The 15,383-nt window shown below is 71.0% G+C and carries 15 protein-coding genes; 8 read left to right on the forward strand and 7 right to left on the reverse strand.

Features of this window, described 5'->3' with window-relative positions; all coding sequences use genetic code 11:
* Positions 1-8 precede the first annotated feature (8 nt).
* The gene (locus KBX37_RS15100) at positions 9-2,435 is read left to right on the forward strand and encodes a M28 family peptidase (protein WP_374103753.1); all 2,427 of its coding nucleotides are present in this window, start codon (positions 9-11) and stop codon (positions 2,433-2,435) included.
* Positions 2,436-2,516: 81 nt separating this feature from the next.
* Here KBX37_RS15100 and KBX37_RS15105 read toward each other — a convergent pair whose 3' ends face one another.
* Together KBX37_RS15105 and KBX37_RS15110 are read right to left on the reverse strand one after the other, a co-directional pair.
* Entirely contained in the window at positions 2,517-3,680 is a 1,164-nt protein-coding gene (locus tag KBX37_RS15105; protein ID WP_247658075.1) for a PP2C family protein-serine/threonine phosphatase, read from the reverse strand.
* Positions 3,681-3,763: 83 nt separating this feature from the next.
* Positions 3,764-4,570: an alpha/beta fold hydrolase gene (locus KBX37_RS15110; protein WP_210776545.1), complete on the reverse strand. Its 807-nt coding sequence runs from the start codon at positions 4,568-4,570 to the stop codon at positions 3,764-3,766.
* A gap of 407 nt (positions 4,571-4,977) precedes the next feature.
* On the opposite strand from KBX37_RS15110, the gene KBX37_RS15115 reads away from it, so the two are divergent.
* Positions 4,978-6,282 carry a low temperature requirement protein A gene (locus tag KBX37_RS15115; RefSeq protein ID WP_247658076.1) on the forward strand — a complete coding sequence of 435 codons (1,305 nt, stop codon included), beginning with the start codon at positions 4,978-4,980 and terminating at the stop codon, positions 6,280-6,282.
* 131 nt (positions 6,283-6,413) lie between these two features.
* On the opposite strand, the gene KBX37_RS15120 is transcribed toward KBX37_RS15115, so the two are convergent.
* A complete protein-coding gene (locus tag KBX37_RS15120; RefSeq protein WP_210776548.1) occupies positions 6,414-6,776 on the reverse strand; it encodes a hypothetical protein in 363 nt (120 codons plus the stop codon).
* Between the two features lie 208 nt (positions 6,777-6,984).
* Here KBX37_RS15120 and KBX37_RS15125 point away from each other — a divergent pair, with 208 nt between their 5' ends.
* Positions 6,985-8,319: a low temperature requirement protein A gene (locus KBX37_RS15125; RefSeq protein WP_210776549.1), complete on the forward strand. Its 1,335-nt coding sequence runs from the start codon at positions 6,985-6,987 to the stop codon at positions 8,317-8,319.
* Positions 8,320-8,428: 109 nt separating this feature from the next.
* Here KBX37_RS15125 and KBX37_RS15130 read toward each other — a convergent pair whose 3' ends face one another.
* Positions 8,429-9,187, reverse strand: a complete 759-nt coding sequence (locus tag KBX37_RS15130; RefSeq protein ID WP_210776551.1) for a hypothetical protein — start codon at positions 9,185-9,187, stop codon at positions 8,429-8,431.
* 89 nt (positions 9,188-9,276) lie between these two features.
* Here KBX37_RS15130 and KBX37_RS15135 point away from each other — a divergent pair, with 89 nt between their 5' ends.
* Complete coding sequence (locus tag KBX37_RS15135) at positions 9,277-9,549, forward strand: hypothetical protein (RefSeq protein ID WP_210776553.1); 273 nt, start codon at positions 9,277-9,279, stop codon at positions 9,547-9,549.
* Between the two features lie 363 nt (positions 9,550-9,912).
* The gene (locus tag KBX37_RS15140; protein ID WP_210776554.1) at positions 9,913-10,323 is read left to right on the forward strand and encodes a hypothetical protein; all 411 of its coding nucleotides are present in this window, start codon (positions 9,913-9,915) and stop codon (positions 10,321-10,323) included.
* Positions 10,324-10,749: 426 nt separating this feature from the next.
* Here the strand turns inward: KBX37_RS15140 and KBX37_RS15145 are convergent, their stop codons facing one another.
* The 3 genes from KBX37_RS15145 to KBX37_RS15155 form a co-directional block, all read right to left on the reverse strand.
* Entirely contained in the window at positions 10,750-11,004 is a 255-nt protein-coding gene (locus tag KBX37_RS15145; RefSeq protein WP_030329768.1) for a Smr/MutS family protein, read from the reverse strand.
* 110 nt (positions 11,005-11,114) lie between these two features.
* Positions 11,115-11,483 (reverse strand): M48 family metallopeptidase, encoded by a 369-nt coding sequence (locus tag KBX37_RS15150; RefSeq protein ID WP_210776556.1) that lies wholly within the window; start codon positions 11,481-11,483, stop codon positions 11,115-11,117.
* Between the two features lie 88 nt (positions 11,484-11,571).
* Complete coding sequence (locus tag KBX37_RS15155) at positions 11,572-12,342, reverse strand: ROK family protein (RefSeq protein WP_210776558.1); 771 nt, start codon at positions 12,340-12,342, stop codon at positions 11,572-11,574.
* Between the two features lie 88 nt (positions 12,343-12,430).
* Here KBX37_RS15155 and KBX37_RS15160 point away from each other — a divergent pair, with 88 nt between their 5' ends.
* The 3 genes from KBX37_RS15160 to KBX37_RS15170 are packed head-to-tail and all read left to right on the forward strand — an operon-like array spanning position 12,431 to position 15,208.
* Positions 12,431-14,068, forward strand: a complete 1,638-nt coding sequence (locus tag KBX37_RS15160) for an ABC-F family ATP-binding cassette domain-containing protein (RefSeq protein ID WP_210776559.1) — start codon at positions 12,431-12,433, stop codon at positions 14,066-14,068.
* 38 nt (positions 14,069-14,106) lie between these two features.
* Positions 14,107-14,424, forward strand: a complete 318-nt coding sequence (locus KBX37_RS15165) for a hypothetical protein (protein ID WP_210776561.1) — start codon at positions 14,107-14,109, stop codon at positions 14,422-14,424.
* Between the two features lie 58 nt (positions 14,425-14,482).
* Complete coding sequence (locus tag KBX37_RS15170) at positions 14,483-15,208, forward strand: methyltransferase domain-containing protein (protein ID WP_210776563.1); 726 nt, start codon at positions 14,483-14,485, stop codon at positions 15,206-15,208.
* Positions 15,209-15,383: the final 175 nt, after the last annotated feature.

Here is a 15,383-nt window from a genome sequence, read left to right on the forward strand (position 1 = left end):
AGCCCGCCGTGGGCGCACCCGTAGTTCCCGCCGCCGAGGAGTCCGCCGGGCGCATCCCCGTGGTCCGCGCCGCCGACCGGGCGCTCGCCCGGCCGCGCCGTAGGGCGCTCGCCGCCGTCGCCGCGCTGGTCGCGCTGCTCGCGGTCGGTGCCGCCGTCCTGGTCGACCTGCGCACCCCGGCGCCGCGTCCGGCGGACGCGCCTGCCGGCGAGTTCAGCGCCGCCCGGGCGTACCGGACGGTGCAGACCGTCGCGGCCCGCCCGCACGTCGCCGGCAGCCCGGCCAATGATCAGGTACGCGAGCACCTGGTCGGCGCGCTGCGCGGCCTCGGGCTGGAGACCGAGGTGCAGGACACCGTCGCCGACGAGGCGGGGCAGCTCAGCGGGGCCGCGGGCGGCGCCACCCTGGCCCGGGTACGCAACGTGGTGGCCCGGCTGCCCGGGACCGCCTCCACCGGACGGGTCTTCCTGGTGGCGCACTACGACTCGGTGCAGTCCGGGCCAGGCGGCAACGACGACGGGGCCGGGACCTCGACCATCCTGGAGGTGGCCCGGGCGCTGACCAACGGTCCCCGCCCGCGCAACGACATCGTCTTCGTGCTCACCGACGCCGAGGAGGCGTGCCTCTGCGGGGCGCAGGCGTTCGCGTCGAGCCACCCGCTGGCCGCGGACGGCGGGGTGGTGCTCAACCTGGAGGCGCGGGGCGCCACCGGTCCGGTGATCATGTTCGAGACCTCCCGGAACAACGCGCGGCTGGTCGACGTCTTCGGCCGTGCCGCCCCGCACCCGGTGGGCACCTCGTTCGCGGTGGAGATCTACCGGGCGCTGCCGAACGACACCGACTTCACCGCGTTCCTGGACGCCGACTTCGTCGGGTTGAACTCGGCGTACATCGACGGGGGCGCGATCTACCACACCCCGCTGGACATCCCGGCGGCGATGGACCGGGGCAGCCTCCAGCAGCACGGGGACAACGCGCTCGGGCTGGCCCGGGAGTTCGGCCGTACCGACCTGACGGGTCTGCGCTCCGGCCACGACGCCACCTACTTCCCGGTCCCCGGCGCTCTGGTCCGCTACCCCGGTTGGCTGACCTGGCCGCTGGCCGCGCTGGCCGTGGCGGCGGTGCTGGCGCTGGCCTGGCTGGCCAGGCGGCGGGGGCGGGTGACGACCGGCCGACTCGCCGCCGGCTTCGGGCTGGCCCTGGTGCCCATCGTCGTCGCGCCGCTCGCCGCCCAGCTGCTCTGGGCGGGGATCACCGCGCTGCGCCCCGGCTACGCCGAGCTGCTCGACCCGTACCGGCCGACCTGGTACCGGCTGGCCGTGGTGGCGCTCGCCGCCGCGATCCTCGCCGCCTGGTACGCGCTGACCCGTCGCTGGGCCGGCCCGGCCGCGCTGGCCGTCGGCGCGCTGGGCTGGCTGGCCCTGCTCGGGGTGCTGCTGGCCGCGCTGGTGCCCGGCGGGGCGTACCTGGCGACCCTGCCGGCCCTGGCCGGCGCAGCCGCGGGCCTGGTCGCCCTGGCCAGCCGGATCGACGGCCCGTGGCCGGTGCTGGCGGTGACCCTGGCCGGCGCGGTCGCCGTGGTGATCCTGCTACCGACGGTGGTGCTGCTCTTCCCGGCGCTCGGCATGGCGATGGGCGGTGTCGCGGCGCTCTTCGCGGTGCTGCTCGGCCTGGCCGCACTGCCGGTGGTGGACCTGCTGCACCCGGCCGCCGGCGGCCAGCGCGGGATGGTCGCGCTGCGCGCCCGCCGGCTGGGCGCGCTGCCGGCGGTCGCCGCCGGGCTCGCGGCGGTGGTGCTCGCCGGGGTCGGGCTGCGGGTGGACCGGTTCGACGCCGCGCACCCGGCACCCACCCATCTGATGTACGCCCTGGACGCCGGCACCGGCCAGGCCCGTTGGCTCAGCCACGAGGAGGACCCGCAGCCCTGGACCGACGGCTACGTGGACGGGTTGGCGAAGGTCGAGGACTTCCCCGGTCTCGGTGACGCCGAGCTGCGCGCCGGGCCCGCCCCGGCGGCGAACCTGCCGGCACCGAAGCTGGAGGTCCTGGCTGACACCACCGTCGGCCGGCAGCGCACCCTGCGCCTGCGCCTGGTGCCCCAGCGGCCGGTCCGGCTGGCCACGGTGCACGTGGAGACCGCCGGGACGGGCGGCACGGGCATCGAGGCGGCGACGGTGGCCGGCCGGCCGGTGAAGATCGACCAGCGGCAACCGGACGGCCGCTGGTGGGGCATCGTGTTCCACGCGCCGCCGCCGGAGGGGATCGAGGTCACCCTCACGCTGGAGCCGCGCGGCGGCCAGGTGCTGCTGCGGGCGATGGACGCCAGCGACGGCCTCGACGGGCTGCCGGGCTTCCGGCCCCGCCCGGCGGACGTGGGCGTGGTCGGCTCGCACAGCTCGGAGATGCTGGCGGTGGCCCGCACGTATCCGCTGTAGCGGACCGGCGGGGTCGGGTGTGCCGGTCGGGCCCTGTGGAGCTGATGTCACCAACGATTCAGGCAGCACGCCCGGTCGCCGTCATCGTGGGGCGCTGATGGCCATGACGGCGGTGTCGTCGGTGAGCCCGGCGCCGAAGGTACCGAGCAGATCGGTGACGGCGGCGACGGCGTCGGCGGCGTTGGTGGGTGCGAGATCGGCGGCGAACCGGGCGAGGGCTGCGGTTCCGTAACGGCCGTCGGGGGTCTCGCCGCTGCCGGTACGGGCCTCGGTGAGTCCGTCGCTGTAGAGGAGCAACGTGTCGCCGGGGTTCGCTACGACGGTGGTGTTGGTGTATTGGGAGGTCGGGAAGGCCCCCACGATGCGGCCCTTCGTGCACTGGTAGTTGGCGGAGCCGTCGGCCCGTAGCAGCAGTGGCTCGGGGTGTCCGCCGCTGGCGACGACCGCGGTGAACCCGCCGACGGCCGGCGTGGGGGTGAGGATGCCGCAGACGACGGTGCAGTAGCGCGCATCCTCGCGGTACTCCTGCCAGAGCACCCTGTTGAGGTTGTGCAGCGCGGCCGCAGGGTCGGGCGTGTAGACGGTTGCGGCGCGCAACGTGTAGCGGGCCAGGGCGGTGACGGCGGCCGCTTCGACGCCCTTGCCGCTGACGTCGCCCAGAAAAAATCCCCAGCGGCCGTCGTCGAGGGGGAACAGGTCGTAGAAGTCGCCGCCGACCTCGTCGGTGGAGGCCATCCGGTAGTACGCGGCGCTCTCCAGTCCGGGCGGGGTTTGCAGCACGGCGGGGAGCAGACTTCGTTGCAGTTTGCCGACGAGCTGCCGTAGCCGTTGGTCCTCGCGCTCCGCGGCTCTGCGGGCGTCGAGGAGCTCCCGTTCGTAGCTGCGACGTTCGCTGGCATCGAAGACGGCCGTGCGGATGAGTTGGGGTTGGCCTTCGCTGCCGGCCTTGACGACGGAGGTGACGAGAACCGGCATGCGGGAGCCGTCCTTGGTGCGAAGGTCCAGGGCGATGCCGCGGATCTCGCCCTGCATGGCCAGCATGGGTGCGAAGTGGGTTTCGTGATAGATGCGGCCCCCGCCGGTGAGCAGGTCGCTGAAGCGGCGCCGGCCGACGAGTTCCTCGCGGGTGTAGCCGAGCCATGCCAGCAGGGTGCTGTTGATCTTCGCAATGGTGCCGTCCAGGAGGGTGGACAGGTTCCCGCAGGGCGCATTCTCGTACAGGTCTTCGAGGTTGTCCTCGAGCAACGAAGGAAACCCCGCCTCGCTCGGCCGGGCGCTCCCGTCATCGCTCGGACCTTGGCCGGAAGGATCACGTCCGGCAGCGGCGGTCATCGGTAAGCGGCCCTGATGAACGACGTGATCGCTGCGGTCGTGGCCTCCGGCGCGCTCAACTGGGGGCAGTGCCCGGTCGCGTCCAGGGTGACCAGCCGACTTCCGGCGATCTGCGCGTGCACGAACGCGCCGACCTCAGGCGGCGCGATGGCGTCCTGGGCGCATTGCAGGATCAGGGTGGGAACCTTCACGGCGGCGAGGTCGGCACGGTTGTCGGACAGGAACGTGGCGCGGGCGAACACCTGCGCCATCGCGGGGTCCGTCCGGCAGAAACTTGCCGTCAGCTCTTCACCCAGCTCCGGCCGCTCCGGATTGCCCATGATCAGCGGGGCCATGCTCGACGACCAGCCGAGGTAGTTGCTGTCGAGCGACTCGAGCAACTCGTCGATGTCATCGCGGGTGAAACCGCCTCGGTAGTCTCCGTCATCGATGTAGCACGGCGACGGGGTGACCAGGACGAGTGCGGAAAAAAGGTCCGGTTCGCGGTTTGCCGCGAGGACCCCGATGCTCGAACTGACCGAGTGTCCGACGAAGATCGACTGCTGGAGGTCCAGGTCCTGGCAGATGCTCAGCACGTCATCGGCGTAGCCGTCCAGGGAGGCGTACCGGTCGGCGTCCCAGGCCGCCGGATCGGCCTTGCCCGATCCGACGTGATCGAACAGCACCACCCGGGCCCATTGTCCGATTTCGGCAGTAACGTGGCGCCACATGTGCTGGTCGCAGCCGAAGCCGTGCGCGAGCACGACGGTGGGACCGCCCTCGCGACCGGCCAACCTCACGTTGTTGCGGTTCCGCACACGCATTCACCTATCTTCCATCACCCGCACCGTGGCACCAAGTGCCCGCCCACCTGGGCAAACGCATTCGGGACGAGGGGGTTCAAGCGTCGGCGAGACGGCAGCCGAGGACGTTCGGCGCCCACCGGAGCCCGGGGATGATCCGGGCCGGAGGCGTAGTCGAGCAAAGCGGACAACCGCGCCCCTGACCTGCTGCTACGCCCGGCATGGATGGTCAACGACGGTCACTGCTGGCTCCCGTTCGACCGCCTGGAAACAGCATGATCTTGAACCAGGCGCGCCGCCGGGCTGAGGCTCGGCCGCCGACTGTTCGGCTCACGCGGTATCCGCCTCGGGCTGACGTAAATCACGCCCGGACAGGACACGCGCGCTGCAAGACTCGCTCAGTGGGTGGCTACCGGTGGTGGGAGCGGATGGGACCCGCAGTCGCGGTGGCCCCTGGCACCCGCGTGGACCGGTTTGAGGTCTTCTTCGACCTGGTCTTCGTCTTTTCGTTCTTCATCATCACCCGGGCCACCGCGGTGAACATCACCGGCGACAGCCTGCTGCACGCCATGCTGGTCCTCGCCGTGCTCTGGTGGTGCTGGGTCGTGCACACGGTGGTCGCGACCCGGGTCCGGCTCGGCGTGGGCTTCGTCCCGGCCCTGATGGTCGTCGCGATGGCCGCCCTGTTCTGCTTCGCGCTGTCCCTGCCGCAGGCATTTGGTAACCCGGTGCAGTGGGCCGTCGGGCCGGTGGTGATCGCGGTGAGCTACCTGGTGCTCCGCGGCACGCACCTGCTGCTGTACTGGCACGTCGCCCGGGAGAGACCCGGCGAGCGTCGCCTGTTGCTGAAGTACTCCCCGGAACTGGTGCTGAGCACTCTCCTGCTGCTGGGCGCCGCGCTGATCCCGCCGCAAATCGACGACCTGCGGCTGGCCGACCTGGTACGCGACGGGCTCTGGATCGCCGTCGTCCTGTTGCAGTACAGCGCCGGCCTGGTCGCCAACGCCTGGGGCTGGGTGTTGACCTCCGCCGAGCACTGGACCGAACGGTACGACCTCATCCTCATCATCGCCCTGGGCGAGTCGATCATCTCCGTCGGCGTCGGCGGCAATCTGCTCGGTGAGCCGGTCACCTGGCGGGGCGTCACCGCCGCGGTGCTCGGCATCTTCTTCACCGCCGCCCTGTGGTGGACGCACTTCGACATGATCGCTCCGGCCGCCCGGATCGCGCAGCACGCGGCGCAGGGCCGCTCCCGGGTCGCCATGGCGCGGGACGTCTACGCGTACTGCCAGTTCGTATTGATCGGTGGGATCATCCTGTTCGCCCTCGGAGCAGAGGAGATCGTGCGGCAGATCGCCGATCTCTCGATCAACCTCGCCGAGCCGACCCACGGCCCGGGCGTACCGCTGCTGTTCGGCGGGGTGATCTGCTACCTCTGCGGCGGGATGCTGTTCCAACTGCGCGCCCTCGGCACGCTCTCCTGGACCCGCGTCGGCACCGTGCTCGTACTCGCCGCCGCCATCCCCCTCGCCACACACCTCCCCGCAATGGCGGCGCTCAGCCTGCTGACGGCCATCTGCCTCGCGTTGGTGGCGACCGAGATGGTGGTCATGGCGGACGCCCGCCAAGCCCTGCACAAGGCGGTCTTCGAGGAGAAGACCACCTATGAGAAGCACGAGGCCGACTGGCGGGCCCGCTGGCACGAAGGAGCCCCGGACGAAAAACCCCGGTGAGAGGCCATGTTCCGACGTAGCCGGGTCTCCTACTCCAGCGGAAGTGCACGAACCGGAGCAGACCAGCGCGTTGACCTGGGCTGCAACGCCAACCCATGATCGCGGGAACAGATCGGGCACAACTCGGCCCATCACCGGCCCACCGCCAGCCGAGCGCCAGATAGGGCCGCGTCGACCAGGTTCCGCGTCCGGTCGATCGCCTCCGGCCACTCCCCCGCGTACGTGTTCAAAGTGATGATCGGCGTCGCACGCCCCAGCGCCATCTGAACCGGCAGACCGTGATAGCCGAACCCCTCCGGTACCCCGTCGACCGCTTCCACGGCCTTCTTCCATGGGTACGCCCACCCGGTTCGCTGGATCGGGTTGCCCCGGCCGCTCGTGAACAGCAACTTCGCCTTGCGAACCACCGGCTTGCGCGGGTTCGTCTCATCGAGAACCTCAACGTCGACCGGCGGGAAGAGTTCGATGTGCCGGACGAGGGCATCAGCGACCACCTGGCCGCACGCTGGTGGAACGGCACCTGGGGACGGCTCACCCGGCGTGACGCGTGGCTCGCTCTCGAGGTCGGTGGCACGTCGCGGCCAGGGCCTGCGACTCCGAGACGGGCAAGGTGCTGCGGTGGGAGTTCGATACGCGGTGTCGGCCTCGGGGGCTGAGGCGAATCGCGCCCGGACAGGGGTTGCACGCTGCGACACTCTGGCGGTGGGTGGAAGGCGGTGGGCGGAGCGGCTGGGGCCGGCCGTCGCGGTGGCTCCCGGCGCCCGCGTTGACCGGTTCGAGATCTTCTTCGACCTGGTCTTCGTCTTCTCGTTCTTCATCATCACCCGGGCCACCGCGGTGGACATCACCGGCGACCGCCTGCTGCACGGCATGCTGGTCCTCGCCGTGCTCTGGCGGGTCTGGGTGACGCATACCGTGGTCGCGACCCGGGTCCGGCTCGGCGTGGGCTTCGTCCCGGCGCTGATGGTCGTCGCGATGGCCGCGCTGTTCTGCTTCGCACTCTGCCTGCCACAGGCGTTTGGTGACCCGGTGCGGTGGGCAGTCGGACCGGTGGTGCTCGCGGTGAGCTACGTGGTGCTCCGCGGCGTGCACCTGCTGCTGTACTGGCACGTCGCCGAGGAGAGTCCCGGCGAGCGTCGCCTGTTGCTGAAGTACTCCCCGGAACTCGCGCTGAGCACCCTCCTGCTGCTGGCCGCCGCGCTGATCCCGCCGCAGATCGACGACCGGGGGCGGGCCGACATGCTGCGCGACGGGCTTTGGATCGCCGTCGTCCTGTTGCAGTACGGCGCCCCCCTGGTCGCTGGCGCGTGGGGCTGGGTGCTGACCTCCGCCGAGCACTGGACCGAACGGTACGACTTCATCCTCATCATCGCCCTCGGCGAGTCGATCATCTCCGTCGGCGTCGGCGGCAACCTCCTCGGTGAGCCGGTCACCTGGCCGGCGGTAGCGGCGGCGGTGCTCGGCATCTTCTTCACCGCCGCCCTCTGGTGGACGCACTTCGACGTCATCGCTCCGGCCGCCCGGATCGCTCAGCACGCGGCGCAGGGCCTCGCCCGGGTCGCCATGGCGCGGGACGCCTACACGTACTGCCAGCTCGTCATGATCGGCGGGATCATCCTGTTCGCCCTCGGTGCCGAGGAGATCGTGCGGCAGGTCGCCGACCGCTCCATCAGCCTGACCGAGCCGACGCACGGCCCCGGCGTGCCGCTGCTGTTCGTCGGGGTGATCGTCTACCTCGTCGGCGGAATGCTGTTCCAACTGCGCACCCTCGGCACGCTCTCCTGGACCCGCGTCGGCACCGTGCTCGTACTCGCGGCCGCCATCCCCCTCGCCACACACCTCCCCGCAATGGCGGCCCTCGCCCTGCTCACGGCCATCTGCATCGGCTTGGTGGCGACCGAGATGGTGGTCATGGCGGACGCCCGCCAAGCCCTGCTCAGCGCCGTCTTCGAGGAGAAGACCACCTACGAGAAGCACGAGGCCGATTGGCGAGCCCGCTGGCACGAAGAAGAAGCCCCCGACGAGAAACCCCACTGAGGAGCCACGTCCCGAGGTGTGCGGGAGAAGCGGTCGGGCCGTCTGCCGGCATGTCTAGTCCCACCACATGCTTGACGAGAATCCGTCCCAGGACATGCTTGACGTTTGGCTAGGAGTCGTCGCCCGCGTCCTTCCAACCGTCCCGGTCGGGCAACTCGGCGAGAAGCCGTTGGTACTCGGCCTGGCTGCCGATCGCGACCCGGTGTTCCGGGTGACAGACGTAGTGCCGGATTGCAGCGGCGAGAAACCCAGCGTCGATGTTGTCGGTGCGCAGGGCCTTCCGGCTCCACGGAATACCGCGTCGCCGCACCAGCTGGGGTTCCGCGATCGCCATCCGGAGCCGCGAGGGGCGGTCGACACCTGGGGGGATCTGAGCGGCCGGTAGGGCCTCCCACGGCACAGTGAGTGAGCCGAGAGCCCAACGCTGCCGTATCCCGTAAGGATGGAGCTGTACCCCGTAACCCCGCCACGCCTCAACCAGCAACAGCGCGATCAGCACAAACCAGGGGATATTTGCAACCACGTCGAACGTCGACACAATGCCTGCCCTGGTCGAACGCACCACTGCGCCGATGCTGGCCGATGCAGGCGCGAGGAAGCCCAGGGCAATGAACACCTTCCACGCTGGCGCGGGTGTGGCGAAGGCCGGAATCTGCGGCTGCACGACGAAGTAGGCCGGACGGATCCCCGTAGTGATGAGCGCCAGGACCAGGACCGCCAAGGTAAGGAAGAGCAGCGGGAAGAACAGGCGCTGACCCAAGGTAGGCACGAACCCGACGGCCGCGACGTTCACGCCCGCCACCAGTAGACCAAGCATCAAGACGACGTGCCGGTGCTGCACCATGGCATCCGAAACCTTGCCGATCATGCCCGTGACCATACGAGCCGGCGGTTGCAGGACTGGTTAGCCGATCGGTCGACGCTGAACAACGAAGCGTCGATCATGTCAAGCATCTGGTGAACCCGCCGTGTAATGCATCAGCCGGGACACGACAGCTGCCCGCGCCTGTACCGCTGTTCAAGTTCCTCTACGAGACGCCGGAGCACACCTGGTGGTCCTTTGTTTACGAGGTGCGCTGTCCACAGACAGTCACTCCGCAGGCCGAAGAGGTCGCCTGGCACGCGTTCCTGACCGAGGACGAGCTGAAACAGCGACTCGCCGAGTGGGCATGGGTACCGGACGGCTTGGAGGCGTATCGCCGGCTGCTCGCCTGGCGGGTCACCAACTGAGTGACAAGGAAGGAGCACATGCCCGGACGGACTTGGAGTTGACGGACGGCGGGTGCAGGCCAGGCATTGTCCAACTGCTGGCCAGGGCTCCACGATCGTTCGTCCGGGACGAGGCAATCGGCCGAGGAGTACCCGCCACCGGGTTGGTGCTCACCCGGCTGGGGCAAAGCCCAAAGGGATGCGGCCGTCCCTGGCCTGCTGGCGGCGCGCGCGCCGGCATCTTCCTCTTGTAAGCGAGATGTCCGGGACCCAACCGCCAGGACAGAGGACAGTCAGACCACCGACCGCGCGCCCGCAAGGGTTGACAACTATTGTTGTCGAGCGGACTCTGAAGTGCGAGGTCACTGACGAGGGAGTGTGGTCATGCGCGACCTAACGCCGGAAGAGCGGCAGGAACTTGGGCGGGAGCTGAGCGCTGTTGCGGCCAACTGGGCGCGGCGGCTGAACGCCTCCGACATGGATGCCTTGCGCAGAGCAGACCACGAGCAGAGCTACACGGAGAGGATGCGGACTCACCTGGCACGGATGGCGGCAGGAGAGCAGATGCGTCGTCTTCTCGCCGATCTCGTGTCCGCCAGCGCCGAGGACGCGGTGCAGTGCGGTGCTGGCTATCCCGAGCTTGGTGCAGCGGTGGGCGCCAGCCGGCAAGCAGCGCGCAAGCGTTGGCCCAACCTGCCCATCTCAAAGAGGCGCGCCAACGAGTGGAAGCAGCCACCCGGGAGCATCGGCTGGGCCGGTAGCCATCTGGGGTACCCGGGATCACCCGGGGCTTGAGCGGTCTGGTCGGCTGACGTCGGGTGGGGCCGAATGCCTCGACGCCGATTGTGGAGGCTTGCCAACGAACGGCGCGTGGCAGCTGGCCATCAACGCTGCTCCGCTCTGAACCGCACTCGTCGACAGCATGTGCCCGCTTCCTGCCGGCGGGGGTCGAAGCTCCGTCTCGACCGGGTCGCTTACAGCACCGGAAGTGCAGCGACCCATGCCACCGTCACAGCCCTCGACCGGCCAGTCGAGGCTCGCGACCTGCTTACCGGACCGTCAGCAACCGCCTTGCCGGCAAACCATAGGTTCAGGGCCGGGCACAGATCCGGCACGACCGAGCGCGAGTAACGGCGGAAGATGCCGGAAACCAACGAAAGGCGTTTCCGCAGGTCAAGAGCCGTGTCGGGGGTAGTGCAGGAGGTCGGGAAGCCGGGGCTCCTACTTCCAGCGGAAGTGCACGAAGAGCCGGCCGAAGTTCTTCGAGTCCTTCTCGACCCGGTGGTAGAGCTGCTTGACGTCCTTCTGGTCGAGGAACCGCAGCACCCGCTTCTTGAGCTGCCCGGAGCCCTTACCGGGGATGATCTCGACGAGGGTGGCCTTCTTCGCCACCGCCTCGTCCATGATCCCGCGCAGCGCCCGGTCGATGTCGTGGCCCTTGTTGAAGATCTCGTGCAGGTCCAGCTTCAGCTTCATGCCGCGCCCACCGCCAGGTCAGCTCCCATCCCGCAATCGTAGGCGGGCCCGCGGCCGGCCTGCGGACACGCGTCGGGGCGGCCCGGCAGGGCCGCCCCGAGGATCGTGCGTCAGCGACCGAGCCCGACCCGGGTCTCCACCCGGCGCAGCGCGGTCGTGTAGTCGTCGTTGGTCGAGTGCATCGCCGCGGCGATCCGCAGGTGCCGCAGCGCGTCGGCGTGCCGGTTCAGCCGCTCCAGGGTGCGGCCCAGCACGTGGTGGGCGTAGTGGTCGCTCGGGTCCCGCTCGACCAGCTCGCGCAACTGCTCCTCGGCCCGGTTGAGCTGGGCCGACTGAAAGTACGCGCGGGCCAGCAGCTGGCGTACCGAGGAGTTGCCGGGCTCGGCCTCCACGATCGGCTCCAGCAGCCGGGCCGCTCCGGTCGGGTCACCCGCTTCGAAGAACATGGCCGCCCGCCGATACTCAGCCAGAAGATCCATCCCGACCCACCTCCTCCTGTCGAGCCGCCTCTGGTCCGACGCTGGCACAACACCGGCCGCGCCGCGAGTGTTCCCGGGCAGAAATCGCTCAGGGGGCCGGGTCGTACCGGCCGTCGACCAGCTCCCAGGCCCGGACACCGCCCACGATCCCGGCCGTGTTCGGGACGACGACGACATCCTCTCCCATTCTGGCCAGTTGCTCCGGCCGGATCAGCCGGGAGTTGCCCCCGCCCAGGTAGAGCCGGTCCCAGCGGAACACCGGCCGCAGCCCCTCCACCACCTGCCGGATCCGGCGGGACCAGAACGCGTCGCCGAGCCGGCGCCGCTCCGGCTCCCCGACGTACGTGTCGTAGGTGGTGCCCCAGCGCACCGGCGCGTGCGACAGCTCCAGGTGCGGGGCGAGCAGCCCCCCGTCGAAGAGCGCGCTGCCCAGCCCGGTGCCGAGGGTCAGCACCAGCTCGCAGCCGGTCCCCGCGACCACCCCGGCCCCGTGCACCTCGGCGTCGTTGAGCACCAGCGCCGGCGCCCCGAAGGCGTCGCCGAGCGCGCTGCGGACGTCGTACCCGGACCACTCGGCGACCAGGTCCGGGTCGACCCGGCTGCGCGGGCCGGAACGCGTCACGTAGTGCGGGGTGGCCACCACCACGCCGTGCCGGATCATGCCCGGCATTCCGACGGTCACCCGGTCCGCGGCGGGCAGCCGGGCGCCGAGTTCCACCAGCGTCTTGACGAAGAGCGCCGGCGGCAGGGGGTACGGCGTCGGCACCCGCAGTGGCCGGGCGCGCATCGTGCCGGCGGCATCCAGCACGCTCGCCTTGATCCCGCCACCGCCGCAGTCGATCGTCAGTGTGGTCACCACGGGAGTGAGTCTGCCTCGCGTCCCGGGCCCGCGTACCGCGGGTCGCCCGATCCGGCGGGCGCGGCGGCGACGGTACGCTCGGCTCCTCATGAGCGCCACGCTGATCGTCAAGGACCTCGCCGCCGGGCACGGTGACCGGCTGCTCTTCTCCGACCTGGAGCTGGTGGTCGCCCCCGGCGACGTGGTCGGGCTGGTCGGGGTCAACGGGGCCGGCAAGTCCACCCTGCTGCGCACCCTGGCCGGGCTGCTGCCGGTGGAGCTGGGCAGCGTGTCGCTGAACCCGCCGACCGCCACCGTCGGCTACCTGCCGCAGGAGCCCGAGCGCCGGCCGGGCGAGGCGGTCCGCGACTTCCTGGCCCGGCGTACCGGGGTCACGGCGGCGCAGGCCGCGCTGGACGCGGCCACCGAGGCGCTGACCGCGGGCGGGCCCGGCGCGGACGACGCGTACGCGGACGCGCTGGAGCGCTGGCTCGGTCTCGGCGGCGCGGACCTGGAGGAGCGGGCGGAGCAGGTCGCCGCGGAGCTGGGGCTGACCGTCGACCTGGACCACCCGATGACCGCCCTCTCCGGCGGCCAGGCGGCGCGGGCCGGGCTGGCGTCGCTGCTGCTCAGCCGGTACGACATCTTCCTGCTCGACGAGCCCACCAACGACCTGGACCTGGCCGGCCTGGAACGGCTGGAGCGGTTCGTCACCGGGTTGCGCGCCGGCACGGTGCTGGTCAGCCACGACCGCGAGTTCCTGACCCGGACGGTGACCCGGGTGCTGGAGCTGAACCTCATCCAGCAGCAGGTCCGGCACTACGGCGGCGGGTACGCGGCGTACCTGGAGGAGCGGGAGGTGGCCCGCCGGCACGCCCGGGCCGACTACGAGGAGTACGCCGACACCCGCGCGGCGCTGGAGTCCCGGGCGCGCACCCAGCGCGCCTGGATGGAGAAGGGCGTGAAGAACGCCCGGCGCAAGGCCACCGACAACGACAAGATCGGCCGCAAGTTCCGGGCCGAGGCGACTGAGAAGCAGGCGGCGAAGGCGAAGCAGACCGAGCGGCTGATCGAGCGCCTGGAGGCGGTCGAGGAGCCGCGGCGGGAGTGGGAGCTGCGGATGGAGATCGCCGCCGCGCCCCGCGCCGGCGCGGTGGTGGCCTCGCTGCGCGGCGCCCTCGTCCGCCGGGGCGGCTTCACCCTCGGCCCGGTGGACCTTCAGATCGACTGGGCGGACCGGGTGGCGATCACCGGGGCGAACGGCTCCGGCAAGAGCACCCTGCTCGCCGCGCTGCTGGGCCGGCTGCCGCTGGACGCCGGGCACGCCGCGCTCAACCCGGGCGTGGTGGTCGGCGAGGTCGACCAGGCCCGGGGGCTCTTCCTCGGCGACCAACCCCTGGTGGACGCGTTCGGTGCCGCCGTACCCGAGCTGACCCCGGCGGACGTGCGGACGCTGCTGGCCAAGTTCGGCCTGCGTGCGGAGCACGTGCTGCGGCCGGCGGCGACCCTCTCCCCCGGCGAGCGGACCCGGGCGGCGCTGGCGCTGTTGCAGGGGCGCGGGGTCAACCTGCTGGTGCTCGACGAGCCGACCAACCACCTGGACCTGCCGGCGATCGAGCAGCTGGAGTCGGCGCTGGCCAACTACCCGGGGACGCTGCTGCTGGTGACCCACGACCGGCGGATGCTGGACGCGGTGAGCGTCAACCGGCGGCTGCGGGTGGACGCCGGACGGATCGCCGAGGATTGATCCGTGCCGCCCGGCACGCGGCGGGTGAGAATGAGCCCATGCTCAAGTGGGAGTACGCGCTGCTGGTCCGGCGACGTCAGGCGGCCACCAACGACATCGGCTGGGAGGTCGTCTTCGTCTGGTACGGCCCGGACGGCTCGATGGTCGACGTCACGCCGTACGGCGACACCGCGCTGGCCCACCTGAACCGGGCCGGCGACCAGGGCTGGGAGCTGGTGGCGATGAGCGAGGACCCGTCGCTGCCCGGCAACAACGAGCTGCACCGCTACCACCTCAAGCGGCCGAAGGCGAGCGCGGCGCCACGCCAGCGGATACGGGGCGGCGGCCGGTCCGCTCGGCGCACCATTTCCGGCTGAACCGGGCGCGCCACGCATACCGGGCGGCAATGCGGGTAACGGCCGGCGGGAGGTGGCCATGGTCGCGCTGGCTCAGACGCCGCCCTCGGCCGAGCGGCTGCGGGCGATCGACGGATTCCTCGCCGAGGCCTGGGCGGACCAGGTCCGCCACGACGAACGGCTGCGGGGGCTCGCCGTGGACGTGCGGTTCGACCGGGGGGTCGCCCACCTGACCGGTGCGGTGGCCGAGCCGGCCGAGCTGCGGATGGTCCGCGACCTGGTGGGCCGGCTGGCCGGGGTCTACGGCGTGTGGTGCCGGGTCGGCGTGGGCGGCCGGGAGCCGGTGGTGGTGGACCTGGGCTGCGGCGGCCAGAAGCAGTACCCGACCAACCTGGGGCTGGACATCTTCCCGGCGCCCGGGGTGGACGCCGTGGCGGACCTGTCCGGCTCGCTGCCGCTGGCCGACGACTCGGTCGACGTCTTGTTCGCGGTGCACATCCTGGAGCACCTGATCGACTTCCTGCCGCTGGTGGACGAGTGCCACCGGGTGCTGCGCCCGGGCGGCGTGCTGCACGTGATGAGCCCCTGGTGGAGGCACGTCAACGCGGTGGCCGACCCGACCCACGTACGCCTGCTCGACGTGCAGACGATCAAGGGCATCTGCGGGCAGCGCCCGCCGGGCACCCCGCGCTGGTATCCCCTGCACGCCGGCTGCGACGGCGCCTCGATCTTCGCCGACCTCACCCCCCTCCCTGCCAGCGAGCCCCCACCCTCCCCCTCCCACCTGGCCCGCTTCTTCGCCTGACCCCCGCTCCACGCCCGTTGATCATGAAGTTATTGCCGCGACACGCCGGGCGGCGTCAAGTGGTGAGTGCAATCGTCAGGGCGCGATGAGTTGAGCCAGGCGCTGGGTTGGGGTTGCCCAGCTCAGCGTCTGGCGGGGGCGGGTGTTCAGTTCGTGGGCGACTTCGTCGAGGCCG

The organism is Micromonospora sp. U56 (genome assembly GCF_018070095.1).
GTDB classification, from domain to species: Bacteria; Actinomycetota; Actinomycetes; order Mycobacteriales; family Micromonosporaceae; genus Micromonospora; species Micromonospora purpureochromogenes.

Bases quoted from the DNA above. Each gene is read 5' to 3' on its own strand.
- KBX37_RS15140 (WP_210776554.1), top strand. From the start codon at position 9,913: ATGCGCGACCTAACGCCGGAAGAGCGGCAGGAACTTGGGCGGGAGCTG.
- KBX37_RS15130 (WP_210776551.1), bottom strand. From the start codon at position 9,187: ATGATCGGCAAGGTTTCGGATGCCATGGTGCAGCACCGGCACGTCGTC.
- KBX37_RS15115 (WP_247658076.1), top strand. From the start codon at position 4,978: ATGGGACCCGCAGTCGCGGTGGCCCCTGGCACCCGCGTGGACCGGTTT.
- KBX37_RS15150 (WP_210776556.1), bottom strand. From the start codon at position 11,483: ATGGATCTTCTGGCTGAGTATCGGCGGGCGGCCATGTTCTTCGAAGCG.
- KBX37_RS15170 (WP_210776563.1), top strand. From the start codon at position 14,483: ATGGTCGCGCTGGCTCAGACGCCGCCCTCGGCCGAGCGGCTGCGGGCG.
- KBX37_RS15165 (WP_210776561.1), top strand. From the start codon at position 14,107: ATGCTCAAGTGGGAGTACGCGCTGCTGGTCCGGCGACGTCAGGCGGCC.
- KBX37_RS15145 (WP_030329768.1), bottom strand. From the start codon at position 11,004: ATGAAGCTGAAGCTGGACCTGCACGAGATCTTCAACAAGGGCCACGAC.
- KBX37_RS15160 (WP_210776559.1), top strand. From the start codon at position 12,431: ATGAGCGCCACGCTGATCGTCAAGGACCTCGCCGCCGGGCACGGTGAC.
- KBX37_RS15110 (WP_210776545.1), bottom strand. From the start codon at position 4,570: ATGCGTGTGCGGAACCGCAACAACGTGAGGTTGGCCGGTCGCGAGGGC.